Annotated in this window: 14 protein-coding genes; 7 read left to right on the plus strand and 7 right to left on the minus strand. The window is 63.9% G+C overall.

All coding sequences use genetic code 11. The features are described 5' to 3' along the window. Positions 1–89: 89 nt before the first annotated feature. Positions 90–338 (minus strand): helix-turn-helix domain-containing protein, encoded by a 249-nt coding sequence (locus tag EV646_RS31030; RefSeq protein ID WP_132154912.1) that lies wholly within the window; start codon positions 336–338, stop codon positions 90–92. 116 nt (positions 339–454) lie between these two features. On the opposite strand from EV646_RS31030, the gene EV646_RS31035 reads away from it, so the two are divergent. The 3 genes from EV646_RS31035 to EV646_RS31045 all read left to right on the plus strand — a co-directional run bounded on the left by EV646_RS31035 (position 455) and on the right by EV646_RS31045 (position 2,764). Beyond that, a complete protein-coding gene (locus EV646_RS31035) occupies positions 455–802 on the plus strand; it encodes a GntR family transcriptional regulator (RefSeq protein ID WP_132154914.1) in 348 nt (115 codons plus the stop codon). A gap of 124 nt (positions 803–926) precedes the next feature. Beyond that, the gene (locus EV646_RS31040) at positions 927–2,150 is read left to right on the plus strand and encodes a helix-turn-helix domain-containing protein (protein ID WP_132154916.1); all 1,224 of its coding nucleotides are present in this window, start codon (positions 927–929) and stop codon (positions 2,148–2,150) included. Between the two features lie 74 nt (positions 2,151–2,224). Next, complete coding sequence (locus tag EV646_RS31045; protein ID WP_241996455.1) at positions 2,225–2,764, plus strand: flavoprotein; 540 nt, start codon at positions 2,225–2,227, stop codon at positions 2,762–2,764. 564 nt (positions 2,765–3,328) lie between these two features. Here the strand turns inward: EV646_RS31045 and EV646_RS31050 are convergent. The 5 genes from EV646_RS31050 to EV646_RS39030 all read right to left on the minus strand — a co-directional run bounded on the left by EV646_RS31050 (position 3,329) and on the right by EV646_RS39030 (position 10,164). After that, a complete protein-coding gene (locus tag EV646_RS31050; RefSeq protein ID WP_132154919.1) occupies positions 3,329–3,814 on the minus strand; it encodes a PIN domain-containing protein in 486 nt (161 codons plus the stop codon). Beyond that, positions 3,807–7,049 carry a type I restriction endonuclease subunit R gene (locus EV646_RS31055; protein WP_132154921.1) on the minus strand — a complete coding sequence of 1,081 codons (3,243 nt, stop codon included), beginning with the start codon at positions 7,047–7,049 and terminating at the stop codon, positions 3,807–3,809. Before EV646_RS31055 ends, EV646_RS31050 begins: the two co-directional genes overlap by 8 nt. A 120-nt stretch (positions 7,050–7,169) precedes the next feature. Next, complete coding sequence (locus EV646_RS31060) at positions 7,170–8,387, minus strand: restriction endonuclease subunit S (RefSeq protein WP_132154923.1); 1,218 nt, start codon at positions 8,385–8,387, stop codon at positions 7,170–7,172. Continuing rightward, positions 8,384–9,961 carry a class I SAM-dependent DNA methyltransferase gene (locus EV646_RS31065; protein WP_241996439.1) on the minus strand — a complete coding sequence of 526 codons (1,578 nt, stop codon included), beginning with the start codon at positions 9,959–9,961 and terminating at the stop codon, positions 8,384–8,386. The genes EV646_RS31060 and EV646_RS31065 overlap by 4 nt, the downstream gene beginning before the upstream one ends. A 53-nt stretch (positions 9,962–10,014) precedes the next feature. Further along, a complete protein-coding gene (locus EV646_RS39030; RefSeq protein ID WP_158291054.1) occupies positions 10,015–10,164 on the minus strand; it encodes a hypothetical protein in 150 nt (49 codons plus the stop codon). A gap of 411 nt (positions 10,165–10,575) precedes the next feature. On the opposite strand from EV646_RS39030, the gene EV646_RS31070 reads away from it, so the two are divergent. From EV646_RS31070 to EV646_RS31080, 3 genes are all read left to right on the plus strand, one after another. Next, entirely contained in the window at positions 10,576–11,001 is a 426-nt protein-coding gene (locus tag EV646_RS31070; protein ID WP_132154925.1) for an SRPBCC family protein, read from the plus strand. 359 nt (positions 11,002–11,360) lie between these two features. After that, on the plus strand, positions 11,361–12,032 hold the full coding sequence (locus EV646_RS31075; RefSeq protein ID WP_199237288.1) for a potassium channel family protein: 672 nt from the start codon (positions 11,361–11,363) through the stop codon (positions 12,030–12,032). Between the two features lie 160 nt (positions 12,033–12,192). Further along, entirely contained in the window at positions 12,193–13,206 is a 1,014-nt protein-coding gene (locus EV646_RS31080; protein WP_132154929.1) for a PDDEXK family nuclease, read from the plus strand. A 39-nt stretch (positions 13,207–13,245) separates the two neighbouring features. Here EV646_RS31080 and EV646_RS31085 read toward each other — a convergent pair whose 3' ends face one another. After that, positions 13,246–13,848: a GIY-YIG nuclease family protein gene (locus EV646_RS31085; RefSeq protein WP_132154931.1), complete on the minus strand. Its 603-nt coding sequence runs from the start codon at positions 13,846–13,848 to the stop codon at positions 13,246–13,248. Positions 13,849–13,956: 108 nt separating this feature from the next. Here EV646_RS31085 and EV646_RS31090 point away from each other — a divergent pair, with 108 nt between their 5' ends. Continuing rightward, the gene (locus EV646_RS31090; protein ID WP_132154933.1) at positions 13,957–14,868 is read left to right on the plus strand and encodes a DUF7662 domain-containing protein; all 912 of its coding nucleotides are present in this window, start codon (positions 13,957–13,959) and stop codon (positions 14,866–14,868) included. Positions 14,869–14,963: the final 95 nt, after the last annotated feature.

Genomic DNA, 14,963 nt, shown 5'->3' on the forward strand with positions numbered 1-14,963 from the left:
GCTGAGTGATGGGAGAACCGGCCCTGTTCTGGTTGGCGCCTGTGCGGGGCCGGTCTTCGATGTCTTGGACTGCGCCGACAACTGGCGGGTCATCCCGCTACCTGCGCGGGGCGCCACTCGGCCGCATCGACGACTCCCCCGGTGGCGATAGCTGCGGTGGCCATGTCGTCAAGGGCCTGACTCGGAATGAACAACCTGCGACCGACCCGGACAGCGGGGAACGAGTTCGCCTGGATCACTCGGTACAGGGTCATCTCGGAAAGGCCGAGCACCTCGGCGGCTGCGGCAACGCTGAGGAACTTCCTTACGACCTCGCTGGCCGTTGCGTCTTCACTCACTGACTCTCTCCTTCACAAGAGTTTACTAGGTTGACCTAGGTTAACCTAGGTCACATGGTTCTACAAGAGTTCGCTGTCTAACTGACCTAGCTACCTAGGTCGACTACGGTTGAGTCATGCAGGTAGAGATCAATGACCCCCGCCCGCCGTACGCCCAGGTCGCTGACGGACTGCGCCGTGCAATCCAGACCGGCGAGCTGGCGGCCGGCACCAAGCTCCCGTCCGGCCGCGAGCTGGCCAAGCAGTGGGGCGTGGCTCTGATGACTCTCCAGAAGGCGATCGACCAGCTGCGCGACGAAGGACTCGTGTACACCCAACGGGGCCGGGGCGTCTTCGTCGCGTCCTCGGACAGTCGCCCGCCCATCGATGACCTCACCGCGCTCCGGGAAACCGTCGAGGAGCTGAGGCATCGACTGGAGGTGGTCGAGGAACGCCTGCGCACAGGCGATGGCACCTCGACCTGAGAGGTTTCGACTTGGCTCTCGATCGCTCCTGCGTCCATGTGAACCAGTGGACACTGGAGTCAACCGAAGTACCCGGACAAACTGTCCGGGTAGGTTAGTTCCGCCCTGCACTATCGTTGTGGGCATGCGAGGAGCTGGTGACCATCTCAGCATCGGCGAGCGGATCGCGTTCTATCGCGCCCGCCGTGGCCTCACCCAGTCGGTACTCGCAAGCCTGGTGGGACGCACCGAAGACTGGCTGAGCAAGATCGAGCGCGGCGAACGAGAGATCCGGCGGCTGGATGTGCTCGGGGAACTCGCGTCAGCGCTCCGGGTGTCACTCGGAGATCTACTTGGGCAGCCAGTTCTCCTGGAAGACGATCACAAGCACGACGATGTGCCAGCCATTCGCGACGCACTGATGGCTCCCCGGCGCCTCTCGCGGGTGTTGTTCGCGACGGAGGAGGCCATTCGCCCACCAAATCTCGAACACATCGCGAGCCTCACCGAAGGCGCCTGGGACCACTACCAACAGGGCCGCATCGGCCAAGCCGTCGTCGTGCTGCCAGAGCTGATTCGAGCCGCCCAAGCTGTCGAGGGTGATACAAGCAATGGCGGCCGCGGACCGGCTCTCTCGGCCCGGATCCATCACCTCGCAGCAACGATCCTTACCAAGATCGGCGAATCGGATCTGTCGTGGATCGCAGCAGAACGAGCGATGAACGCCGCCGACAACTCTGACGATCCGCTGGTGCTCGCATCGGCGGCCAGGGCCGGCACTCACGCGCTACTCGCCGTCGGCCGGTACGACGACGCGCTCCAGCTTGGGCAGACTGCCCGCTCCTGGCTCACGACCCGAGTAGCTCGGATGGACCCAGCAGCGCTCAGTCTGCTTGGCATGCTCGACCTCCGGATGGCAACCGCCGCGTCACGGCGCAATGACCGTGCAACAGCCACCGAACTACTCGCCTCCGCAGAATCGGCGGCGCAACAGCTCGGTTCGGACGCGAATTACTGGCAGACCTCCTTCGGCCCGACGAACGTCATGCTGCACAGGCTGTCCGCTGCTCTCGACCTAGGCGACATCGCATACGTGACGGAGCACGGCCCGCAGGTCGATTCGACAGTCCTACCCACCGTCCGACAAGTCGCGCACAGCATCGACCTCGCTCGCGCCCACAGCTACTCAGCTCAGGACGACGAGGCAATATCCGCGATCCTGGACGCTGAGGCGAAGTCACCTCAGCTCGTGCGGCACAATCCCGCCGTCCGAGAGATTGTGCGGGACATCCACCGCAGGACGCCAAGCACTGGCGGCCGCGGATCGCAAATCCTCGCCCTCGCCGAGCGCTGCCGGGCGGTTCAATGAGCGGCCGAACACTCGGCCTGGTCTGCGCAGCTGCCGGCGGAATCGAGGACGTGCGCGAGCGACTCATCGAGCCGATGTTGGAGGACGGCTGGACCGTTGCGGTGACCCTGACACCAACCGCGACCATATGGCTGGAGGCCACTGGCGAAATCGGCAAGATTGAAGCAGTCACCGGCCTACCGGTTCGCAGCGCCCCTCGCCTACCTCACGAGACGAGTCCCCATCCAGAGGTGGACTGCTACGCGGCCGTTCCGGCGACCGCGAATCTGGTAGCGAAGCTAGCGCTCGGCATCGCCGACAACCAGGCTCTTACCCAGCTCTGCGAGGCAATCGGCGGACGCCGTCCACCTGTCGTCGTCTTTCCTCGGGTCAACGCGGCCCATGCCGGCCAGCCCGGCTGGGAACACCACATCGCCGCACTGGCCGGCTCTGGTGTCCACCTCGTCTACGGAGAGGATGTCTGGCCTCTGCACAGACCCCGCAGTGCCCCAAACAAGGAACTCCCCTGGCGAGCAATCCGCGCTGCCATCGAAGCGGCTACTGGGCTGGGCCAGCGCCAACACCCGTCAGACGAGCAACCAGGTCGGCCGCCAGCCACAGGCCCTGGCCTGTAGCAGGTGCTGCACTTCCACTCCTGCCGTGGAAGGGGCCTGCTCCTCGCCAACGTCTTCGGATTGGACCATCAGTCGATGGAGTGGCTTTCACTGACTCCGCCACCGATTACCTCTAGTGTCGCGCTACACCCGCCGAGGGACGTGCCGATTGTGGCGACAGTTAATTCAAGCGCATGTCGCCATGCGGACTCGGGCGTTTCATTTAGAGTGAAATCTCATTGAAACACCGGAGCCCTTGACAGCAGAACCAGGTGGGATCGCGCGCAACTACGGCTCAGCTGACGGCTTGACGACTCCCCATCCTGAGCGGCGACGGTCCTCTGTTCAGGCATCCCCGGACCGCCCTGCCCGGGGAGCGCGCTTAGATGACCGGCCAGCCAATGCCCAAGAGTCTGACCGCACACGTGGGTCCGCGCTGTGGCGAGCAGTCATGTCGCGCGCTAATGCCTTGGTCGCCGCTGTAGGCGGCCGAGAGTGACAGCCCGTAACCATAAGACTCGCGAAGCGCCGTGGGTCAGTTGCCGACGAGAGAATAGCGCAGGGCCAGATCTAGCCGAATACATTTCACGGCCCTTCAATCCTCTCATCTAGCTTCCAGACTATGCACAATTGCGGTATGACGGTGCTCAGGCCGTGGATCTTCGGATCAGACGTCACAAGTCCCAAATTATGCTTCAAAGCAGTTGCGGCAATTATTCGGTCACCTGGATCGGCGTTGGTCGTCACAGTCCCATTATCTGTGGTGAAGGTTCTTGGTACAGCAGCAACTCCAAACGCCACGTCACCATCGACAGGGACAACTACGAAAGGACCCACCGGATCTGCCAGGACGTTGCGGACAACCTCCAATTCTTGCGGAGTGATGCCGTTTGAAGACTTCTCGGTCATATATACGAGTTCAACCACTGAGTAAGCAGAGACAGATATCGGCCTATCCATCGTCGTCTCTCGCTCCATGGCCTTCACGGCTGTGTCCGTCAGCCGCGACGGATCTAGCACATACCAAGTGACGACCATTGTGTCGGCGAGTAGCAGACGATTTTCACTCATCGGTTGCCCCAATGTCGGCACCGAGCTCGTGCCGTACCTCGGCGAATGCTTCCTCGCTCAACGCGCTTCGGCGGTGAGTTGCGCCCGTGCCGAGATAGCTGCGGCGGCGCCGACTGTCGCCGAATGCGCGTTCGCTCGCCACGCTATCCCCAAGAAGCATGGCTTGTTCCAAGACCAGGTCGACGGCTCGCGACTCCAAGTCCGGCGGGTAGTCATATTTCGCCAGCAGGCGGCGCACCTTGGCGCGTATAGAAGCACGCACTGAATCTTTATATTGCCAGTCAATTGTCACACTGCCACGGACAGAGTCGACGAGGTCGATCGCGATTCTCTTTAGCGTCTCGTCGCCAATCTGCAGTACAGCGGCGTCATTCTGAACAATAGCATCGTAAAAGGCGGACTCCGCCTCGGTCAGACCGAGCTCCTCATGGTGCTTGGTCAGCTTTCGCATGTCTTTAGCAAGGCCAACGAGTTCAGCGATTATCTCCGCCGTGGACAGGCTACGGTTGATGTATCGGTTGATCGCCTCTTCGAGGAGACCTGAGAACTTGCGTGCCTGCACGACGTTGGTGCGCTGGACGGTGCGGATCTGGTCGTTGATCAGCCGACGCAGCAGTCCCATCTGCAGGTTCGGCTTGTCCTTACCAACAAGGCTGTCAAGGAACTCGTCGGACAGTATCGACAGCTCGGGTGTCTCGATGCCGGCGAGCTTGTAGATATCGACGACCTCGTCTGCGGCGACGGCCTCGTTGACAAGCTGGCCGATGGCGGTGTCGAGTTCGACGGCGCCGCTGCCGCCGCGGCCAGATTCAGGGTTCTGGATCTTCAGGATCGCGGCACGGACGTCGGTGAACATGCGCACGTCATTGCGGATCGCTGCAGCCTCGTCGCGTGCGCCGCACAACGCGAATGCCTTCGCCAGCGCGAGCACCTGGTCGAGGAAGCGAGCGGTGCGGTCGGGGTCGGCCATGACGAAGTCAAGGACAGCCGCGTGCTGAGCCAGCCGTTCGGCCGGGGGTAGCGACGGGGAGGAGTCGTAAGCGCAGCCGTGTAGCAGGCCTCGGACGATGTCGTGCTTCTCCAGCATCGCGGCGACCATGTCTTCGATGGGCACACCGGCCTGGTCGCGGTCTGACGGCGAGTATTCGGCAAGGGCGCGACGCAGATTGGTGGCGACGCCGATGTAGTCGACGATCAGTCCGCCGGGTTTGTCGCGGAAGGTGCGGTTGACCCGCGCGATGGCCTGCATGAGCCCCGCGCCCTGCATCGGTTTGTCGACGTACATTGTGTGCATCGCCGGGGCGTCGAAGCCGGTGAGCCACATGTCGCGGACGATGACGATCTCCAGCGGATCGCCCGGGTCCTTGGCACGCAGCTTCAGCTTCTTCCGGACGTCCTTGGGGCGAATGTGTGGCTGGAACGCGGCCGGATCGGCTGCTGAGCCCGTCATCACGACCTTTATCCGCCCCGCGTCGGGGTCGTCGCTGTGCCACTCCGGGCGCAGCTCGACGATGCGGTTGTAGAGCTCGACGGCGATGCGCCGGCTCATGGCCACGATCATGGCTTTGCCGAACAGCTCGCTGCGGCGGGCTTCCCAATGCGCGACGAGGTCGGCAGCTACGATGTCGAGCCGCTGACTCGCACCGACGATCGCCTCGAGCCGCGCCCACTTGGACTTGGCGCGGGTCGCGTCGTCGGCCTGCGTGTTCTCGCTGATTTCGTCGACTATTTCGTCGATGCTCTCGGAGGCGTCCTCGTCGAGGCTGACCTTGGCCAGGCGGGACTCGTAGAAGATCCGCACGGTCGCGCCGTCCTCGACAGCGCGGGTGAGGTCGTAGACATCGATGTAGTCGCCGAACACCCCGCGGGTGGACTTGTCAGTCGACTCGATCGGCGTGCCGGTGAACCCGAGATACGTAGCGTTCGGCAGCGCGTCGCGCATGTGCTTGGCCAGCCCCGAGGTCAGCCGGCCATCGGCGTCGAGCGCTTCACTGAAGCCGTACTGCGACCGGTGAGCTTCGTCGGCCACTACGATCACGTTACGACGATCCGTCAGCACCGCGTTTACGTCGCCGCCGGCCTCCGGGGCGAACTTCTGCAGGGTGGTGAACACAATCCCTCCGGACGCGCGCCGTAGTAGCGTCCGCAGTTCGCTACGGGAGTCGGCCTGCGCTGGCTTCTCGGGCAGGATCTCCGCTGGCGCGAACACCTCGCCGAACAGCTGGTCGTCCAGGTCGTTGCGGTCGGTGATGAACACCAGCGTCGGGTTACCCATCCGAGGGTCGCGCATAATCTTGGCCGCATAGAGCAGCATCTCGATCGACTTGCCCGAGCCCTGAGTGTGCCACACGACGCCGCCTCGGCGGTCGCCGTCGGGACCCGCGGCCTCGACCGTGGACTCGACCGCGGCGTTGACCGCCCAATACTGGTGGTACTTCGCGACCCTTTTCACTAGCCCGTTCGCCTCGTCGCTGAAAACGACGAAGTTCTGAAGCAAATCCAGGAAACGGTGCTGGTCGAAGACGCCCTTAACCAGCACCTCCAGCGCGGGCCTGCTCGTAACTACCTCGCGGCCGTTGATCGTCTTCCACGGCGCGTAGTGCTCGAACGCGCCGGCGAACGAGCTCATCGCCGCGCTCGTGCCGTCACTGATCACCGTCATCGCGTTCGGCGTAAATATCGCCGGAATGTCGCCGCGGTACGTCTGTATCTGGTTCCATGCGCCCTTGAGCGTGGCGTGCTCGTCGGCGAGGTTCTTCAACTCGACGAGCGCTAGGGGAATGCCATTGACGAACGCGACAATGTCCGGGCGTCGCTCCTTGCCGTTCTGCAGGATCGTGAACTGGTTTACCGCCAGCCAGTCGTTGTTGCCAGGCTGCTCGAAGTCGATCAGGCGAATGCGGACGGTGCGGACCGCGCCACTCGCGTCACGGCGCTCGACTGGGACACCCCGCGTTAGTAGCGCGTGGACGCGGAAGTTCTCGGCGATCGCACTCTGCGTCTCCGCCCGCTCAAGCCGCTTGACCGCTTCCTCGATCACGGACGCAGCGAAGTCGGGGTTGATCCGGGACGCTGCTGCACGGAGCCGGTCGTAGAGATAGACCTGCTCGTAACTAGAGCGTTCGGCGCCCGGTGTGTTCGGAGCGATCGTCGGTCCGAACGCAGTCGCCCACCCGAGCTGGCGCAGGTACTCCAATGCAGCCAGCTCGACCGTCGACTCATTCAGCGAGGTCATGCGTCGTCGTCGACCTCCAAAACCGTCTCCTTGCACAGATTGCAGATCGGTGCCTGGAACCCCATGCCTCAGTGCTTCCTCGTCAGCATGGTGATCATGCTCGTCTGGTCAGAATAGTGCTCATGCCAAGCCTTCGAGGGCTTTCGTGGCTTCGGGCACCCGAATGCCGCCCGTCAAGAGTTGCGGCAGCAGCGCGTCACGCAGGCCAGCCAGCTTGGCGGCCTCGATTCGCCGCTGGTGGATGGAGTCGAGTAATGCCAGAGCGGTGCGCTTTAGTGTTGGGGAGATTTCTCGGACGTCAGGGACTTCGATGGCGAGCAGGTCGTCCGGTCTGACCCGCTGGTGGCTTCCAGAAGTTCCGCTGGCTCGTCGAACGAGTTCGCTACGGAAGTACGCGTCACGCACCGCGAGCCATATGGCGGCGAGATCTTCGCGGTCATCCGTCGTCAGGCAGGCGAATTCGGTCGACGCCAACGCACGTACCCCGTGCGTGGGCACTGCCCACCAGGTTCGGTTGAACCGCGGGTTAAGGCGCGACACCAGAATGCTCGGCCCTGTAACGGCGAGCTTCCCACTCATGATTGTCGATGCTGCGACGCGCTCCGGGCGCGCACTGTCGTCGAAGGCGGGCAGGCTGAAGTGATCGACTCGCTCGCTGCCGAGGCCATTCGGGTGGACGGCCGTACGTTCTACGGTGGCCAGCTGGCCGAGCGGCACGCTCCGCACAGCATTAGCGAGCGACGCGCTGAGTGCATCGAGAAGATCGCTGGCAAGCCGAATGATACGGCGGTTTGACTCGATCTTGTCATCCAGCGCCCCCAACGTCGCCGCGATTCCGCGCTGCTCCTCAAGCGGGGGCAGTGGAAGCGGGATCGAACGAATGATTGGCAGGTTCAACCGCTGCGCTACTGACCCGTCCCTGTGCGCATAGACATACTTACGCATAGTATCCGAATTGAGCCAGTACCGCGCGTAGCTGAAGTGCAGGACCGTCGGATCTGGACGGATGAGGACCATCCGCTGACCGAGGCATACTTCTGTGCCTGGAGGAACCTCAGCCGAAATACCAAAGTAGGTCCCCTCCCGGCTGTAGAGGAGGTCGCCGTACTCCGGCTTAGCACGAGCAATTCGCTCCTCATAGGTTGCCCGCGACACGCGCGCGGCAGCCTCGCCACGGAAGACCCCTCCGCCGATGTCCTGCGTGCGAACGAGGTATGGCCCGGCCTGCGCAAGTTTCGGTGTTGAGTGAGGGCAGTCGAACACGCCGAGTGCAGCGTCCCTAAGGTGAACCCAGGCCCACCCGGCCGGCGTCGGAGTGAGCGGCGTCGGATTCGTCATTCGAGAGTCCTCAGCCGCTCGTGCACTGAGTCCTCTAGTGCGCGCCCGCGCTCGAACTCAGCGAAGAGATCTTTTGTCAGGCGCTCGATCTTCTCGTCGATGGGTTCGTCGTCGGCTTCGACTTCTTCGGCGCCGACGTAACGCCCTGCGGTGAGCACGTAGTCATGCGAGGCGATTTCGTCTCGCGATGCCGCCTTACAGAAACCGGTCGCGTCCTCATACTCGCCATCCTGGTTGCGCCAGGCGTGGTAGGTGTCAGCGATCTTGGCTATGTCGGCGTCGTCGAGCACACGCAGCCGCCGGGTCGCCATGCGGCCAAACTTCCGGGCGTCAATGAACAGGACCTCGCCGACGCGCTTGCGGTGGCCATTGCCGTGGCGATCCTTCGAGACGAACCATAGGGCGACTGGAATGGCAGTGTTGAGGAACAACCGGTCGGGCATCGCGACGATGCAGTCAACGAGGTCGGCTTCGACGAGCTTGCGACGGATCTCGCCCTCTCCGCCACTCTTCGATGACAGCGACCCGTTGGCCAGTACGAAGCCGGCCGTCCCGCGCGGGGACAGGTGGTAGACGAAGTGCTGCACCCAGGCGAAGTTGGCGTTGCCCTGCGGCGGTACGCCGAATGCCCAGCGTGGGTCATCGGCGAGCTTGCCGTCCCACCAGTTCGAAACGTTGAACGGGGGATTGGCGAGCAAGAAGTCGGCACGCAGGTCGGGGTGCAGGTCCGAGCTGAACGAGTCGGCCGAGCGCTCCCCGAGGTCGGCCTCGATACCGCGCAGGGCGAGGTTCATCTTGGCGAGCTTCCAGGTGGTGTCGGTGAACTCCTGGCCGTAAATCGAGACGTCGTTGCGCTTGCCGCCATGCGCCTTCACGAACTCGGCCGACTGCACAAACATCCCGCCCGAGCCGCAGCATGGGTCGTACACCCGTCCGTGGAACGGTTCGAGCATCTCGACCAACGTCCGGACCACCGAGCGCGGCGTGTAGAACGCGCCGGCGTCCTTGCCAGTCTCCTTTCCGGCGAACTGGCCGAGGAAGTACTCATACACCCGGCCGAGCACATCGTCGCTGCCGTGGTCGTCAGTCTCTGTGAACCCGATCGAACCGATCAGGTCGACCAACTGCCCGAGCCTGGCCTTATCCAGACCTTCGCGGCCGTAGTTGCGCGGCAGCACGCCGCGGATGACGGGGTTCTCCTTCTCGATCAGATCCATCGCGGTGTCTATGTCCTGCCCGATCCCGGGCAGCTTGGCGCGGGCCTGGATCGTGTCCCACCGTGCGTCGGCTGGCACCCAAAACACGTTGTGCCCGGCGTACTCATCGCGGTCCTCGAGGAACTGTGAGCGTCGCTCCCCGGGTATACCGTCGGCCTCGAGTTCGGCTTCGATCGCCGCGCGTCGCTCGGTGAACCGGTCGGATATGTACTTCAAGAACACCAAACCGAGCACGACGTGCTTGTACTCGCTCGGCTCCTGATTTCCGCGCAGCGCGTCGGCGGCGTCCCACAACCGCTGCTCCAGCGTCTTGACCGGCTTCGCTGCCTGCTTGCGCCGACGACCTTCCACGAACACGCCCCTCCATTAGCCGCGCTCGGCGGCGATGATGAACCATCCGACCCTACTGCTTACTTCCAACGCAGGGGGCAGCCGAGGTGGGGTGCATGCCGGCCGCTGTGTCCCAGGTGGTCGCGGACGAATTCCTCGCCGACCTTCAGGTTGTCCATGATCAACTCACCGGCCGTCTGCACACCGCCGATGCGCGTGGCATCGAACACCGGCAGCCCAGGTCTGCGCGTCAGAGTTTTAGAGCACTTGTGGAACGCTTCGTGGAACGAACTGGCGAGTAACAGAGTTGCTGGAGCCGACGAGAGCCGGACTCAGCGTGGCTCCTGATGGCTCAAATCGGGTCCTGTCGAGGTGGTCCGGCGGCCTTCTAATCCGCCACTAGTAACGTTCGGCTATCCCCATCCGATAAGCCAGCAAGGCGCAGTTCCGCGATCTACGGGGGTATCGATGGGGAGTCGGCCGCGGCCTTGGCCGGACGCTTGGGGCGACCGTTTGAGGGCGTCGTGACAGCACGAACGCGTTTTCGCCTAGAAATCGTCAGCAGGGCGAGCGGCCCGATCCGCGTTTCTGAGTCCGCAACAGTTGACCTTCCACGGTCTGCGCCGTTGGTCTGGGCGTTCATGAAGGATCCGGCGAGTGCGGTCGTCCTCTCGGACACCATAGTCCTCGGCGCCCACCTGCCTGGGACACCAGACGGGGTCGGCGAGATACAGGTGTTCGTGCACCAGGGCGACGACAGTCGACTCGGCAGCATGCTCGAGGTCGTGGCCATGGAGCCCGGTCGACGAGCAGTAACCCGCCAGCTCTCAGGCCCTTGTCCAGCTGGCGGTGAGCTGGTGATCTTGCCGAGCGGCCCGGAGGCGTGCCAGCTGACGCAGAGCTTCTGGACACTTCTGCCCGCTGGAGTCAGCCGGCGCGACGCCAGAGCGGTCGAATCGGCGTACCGAGAGAGTCTCCGCGACCTTGTTCGGCGCCTGAAGGAACGCGCCGCCGACGACCGTCTCTGGCCTGCATGCGCGTCGTCGTCCGACGTACAGGCCGGCTAGTTGCCACGGCCAAATAGCGCAGTTGCACCAGCGGAAGAGCGTCAGTTCAGCCAGCGGTGGCACAGCAAGGATCCGCCACGCTCGGCAGTTCAGCCTGGGAACATCATGGGAACAAACGGGTGTCGATTCGAGTCAAGTGGAGTCGAGAGCGGGCCGAACTGGTGTCGGCTACTCACGCCTGGAGAGGCGTATGTCGGTGGAATGGTTCGGTTTCCTAAACCGCACGTCAACCGGCCCAGCCCTCGAAGGCCTCTGGCCGGCCTCGCTGTCCGCGAGATCCTGTCGGCATGGTGACTAGGAATGCAGACCGCTTGGCGAGGTACGAGCGGCGCACCGGCTGGCTGCTCACTGCTGCCGCCGTGCTCTTCCTGGTGGTGTACGCATGGCCGATCCTCGACCCCGACCTGCCGCCAGCGCTGGTACGCGCCTCCTCGATCGCGAACATCACAATCTGGATCGGGTTCGGCGCCGACTACCTAGTGCGGTTGACCCTGGCACCCAGCAAGCGCCGATTCCTCCGGACGCACATCCTCGACCTAGTGGTGCTGGTCCTGCCGCTGTTGCGCCCGTTGCGGGCGTTGCGTGTCGTGACCGCCCTCGCGCGGATGAATCGAGCATCGCTGTCGTTCCGGGGTCAGACAACGATGTACGTCGTGGGCGCCGTGACACTGCTGGGATTTGTAGGCGCCCTCGCCGTGCTCGATGCGGAGCGAAACAGCGAGAACGCCAACATCGCATCCTTTGGAGACGCCCTGTGGTGGGCATCCACAACCATCACGACAGTCGGCTACGGGGACCGCTTCCCCACAACGACGGAAGGCCGCATCGCCGGCGTGGCCCTGATGATCGGCGGAATCGCACTCGTCGGCACCATCACGGCCGCCCTGGCGTCATGGTTCGTAGAACACATCGGCTCCGTCGAAAAGGCCAATGCAGAAACCCAGGACGAAGTCGCAAGCCTGGTGGCGGAGCTGAAGGCCATCCGCACCGAACTCGCGGCGGCTAAGGACACCAGTCAGCCTGAGGGTTGAAGCCAGGCCGGTAGTGCATCCTGACGTCAAGCGTCGCGTCTAGAACACAGCACCGCGTAGCCTGTTCTACAGACCCGGCCGTCTTGGGGGTGTGCCGATGGCAGGAATCTGGAGCTTGAGCGGTGATGGTCGCTGGCGACCTATGACCGCTGCAGGATTCGTGAGTGAAGCCGATCTCCACGACCTGATCGAGCAGACACCGACCATGTTGCCGCTTGCAGGCACACCGCGTCTCGCGATTGTCGGCAAGGAGGTCAGGTGCGGCCGGGAACGCGCCGATCTACTGGCAGTTGAGGTCGAGACAGGCAGGCCGGTCGTCATCGAGGTCAAGTTGGCGTCCAACACAGATCGTCGACGTTCACTGACACAGGTTCTCGGCTACGCGGCCTTCCTGCGTCGGCTCGATGGCGACGGGCTTCACACAGTTCTGCGGGGATATCTCGACCAGCACGGCTATACCTCGGTCGCTAATGCCGCCAAGGCAGCAGCTGAGGCCGACCCAAGTTTCGATGAAGATGCCTTCCAGGCTCAGTTCGAGGATGCGCTGGCGGATGGTCGCCTGCGAGCAGTGGTTGTGCTCGACGAAGCACCGACGGATCTGGTGGATCTGGTCGGCTACCTCCAGGACGTGACGAGCGATCGGCTGACCCTCGACCTGGTGGTCGTGACCGCGTATGAGGTAGCCGGTCAGCGCATTCTGGTTCCGCAACTGGTCGAGCCGGATCGCACACAGCTGACTGCAGAGTTGGCCGGAACCGGTAAACCATCCACTGCGAGCGAGGTTGTCCGCGGCTCGGATCCGTTTGAAGCGTCCATCGGCACCGTGGCACTCGAGCACCAGCCGTTGCTGCGGCGACTCTTGGAGTGGGCACAGGGACTGGAGCGCGAGGGCCTCGCCACCCTCTTCACGTCGATCGGCAAGGGCCGATGGGTCCTCAATCCTCGTCTGCCGGGCCAGGCTCGCGGGATGGTCTCGATCTGGAACGAGAATGGCCCCTACCTCTCCCCGTACCGCACCGTTCTCGACCAGGAAGCGCCTGCCACGCTGGCGAAACTTGATGCGACAGTGCCCAACGAGATCGGCCGGGGCAACTACATCAAGGCCCAGTACGACGAAGACCTGCTACGGCTCCTGCGCGAGGCCTACGTAGAGGCCAGAGACAGCCGCGCGTAGAGCCAGGCCGAGGCCGTCAGCGCTCGACGCGCCGTCGCGCTAGCTGATGGGTAGTTCTCGTGCCCGGGCGCGTTGATGGGCACGGGCGACAGTGAGTTCGGCATGGAATCCGCTGTGCTTGTTCTGGTCGAGGTTCAGCGGGAGTAGCAGGTTGTGGATGAGTTGGCTTTCCAGTAGCCAGGGCGTTGGGGTGGCGACCCAGCACACGCGTGCATGGCGAGCCATCCAGTCGGACAGGACCGCTTCGTCGTGGGCGAACGTCATCCGTTGCCCGGTGCCAACGCGGCGCAGCTGAATGCCCAGTTGTTGGCTGAGCAGAGAACCCAGCGACAGCCGCAGGGTCGACCCGTAGGCGTTGCCTCGGAAGTGGTATCGGATGCGCGACCGCAGGGTCTGGCGGCTACCGGCGCGACCGTCTTTGGGCGGTGCCTTCGGCGAGATCCCGACGTACAGCAAGGCGCCAGCGGCGGTGTGATGGCACCCCTGCACGGGGACGCGCGGCGGGGCTTGGTCGAAGTACCAGGCATACACGCCGGACACCGCGGGCACCGGGCAGGGCCACGTCAGGACCTCGGCGCGGGTCAGCACGGCAGCCGGCTCAAGCAACGAGGCAAGCTCGTCAGCGTGTTCGGATAGTGGCACACCATTATGTTGCCGTACGGATGAGGCAGGGGCGATCCGCTGATGGGCGGCTGGCCGAAGTGGCACCGATAAGTAGCCGAACCGCCGCGGTGGTGGGAGGAGGGAAGCATGCCTGCGAATTGGCAACACCTGACGCAGTTTCTGAACGGCCGCTCCGAGGTCGTCCACATGGATTGGCAGGAGTTTGACGAGATCGTTGGTGGCGTGCCCGCATCCGCCATCGACCACTACCCGCAGTGGTGGCATGGGGATCGGCCGCAAACGCGCGCGTGGCGCGCCGCCGGCTACGAGGCTGAGCAGATACGGCCGGGGCGGTCGGTGGTCTTTCGCCGCGCCGCCGACGCGTCGCGGGCACGCACGGGTGTGTCGCGATCGGTGGACCGACTTGACCATTCGGTCGAGACCGATGCTGTCTTGGGTGGCCTTGATCGGAGTCGAGTACTACTGATTGTCCCTTGCTCGGCCCGCAAGCGTCCCGGCGGCACGGCCGCCGCGCGGTTGCTGCCGTGGCCTCGAGAGCTGGTCGCCGCGCAGCGACCCGTCCTGGCCGACGCTGGCCTCGATGACAGCCGACTGATGCCCGCCTGGCAGCGCTACGACGGCGAGTTCTATCGCGCTGCCGGAGCCGGGCTGCGTCAGGTAGCCGAGGCGGGCCGCCTGATCATCCTGAGCGGAGGCTATGGTCTGATCGACGGCGCCGAGCTGATCGGAACCTACGACCGCGTCCTCTCCCTCGCCGACTGGCCGCCGGGGCTACTTGAGGACTTGCTTCAGCAGCGGGCGCGCGCGTCCAATAGCGACGTGGTGGCGTTCGCGGCAGCAACGACCGCTTATGCAACTCTGCTGCGCCGCATCCGCTGGGATCTCCCCGCGGGTCGCCGGGTCTTCCTGGTAAGTGTCAGTGGCCTCAGAGGAGCAGCCAACGTATCGCGGCGGCTTGGCGAGGCCTGCAATTCATTCCTCCTTGGCGAGCACCCAAGGTGGCCGGAAGGCATCCGCGTCGAACCACTGACAGCGTGAAACGGCCGCGGCCTGAGACGAAACCGCGTGGTCTACATATCCGACAACGCTTACCCTCGAGCCAACCAAACCGTGACCTTCACCGATCACCTGAG

The organism is Kribbella antiqua (assembly GCF_004345665.1).
Classification (GTDB): domain Bacteria; phylum Actinomycetota; class Actinomycetes; order Propionibacteriales; family Kribbellaceae; genus Kribbella; species Kribbella antiqua.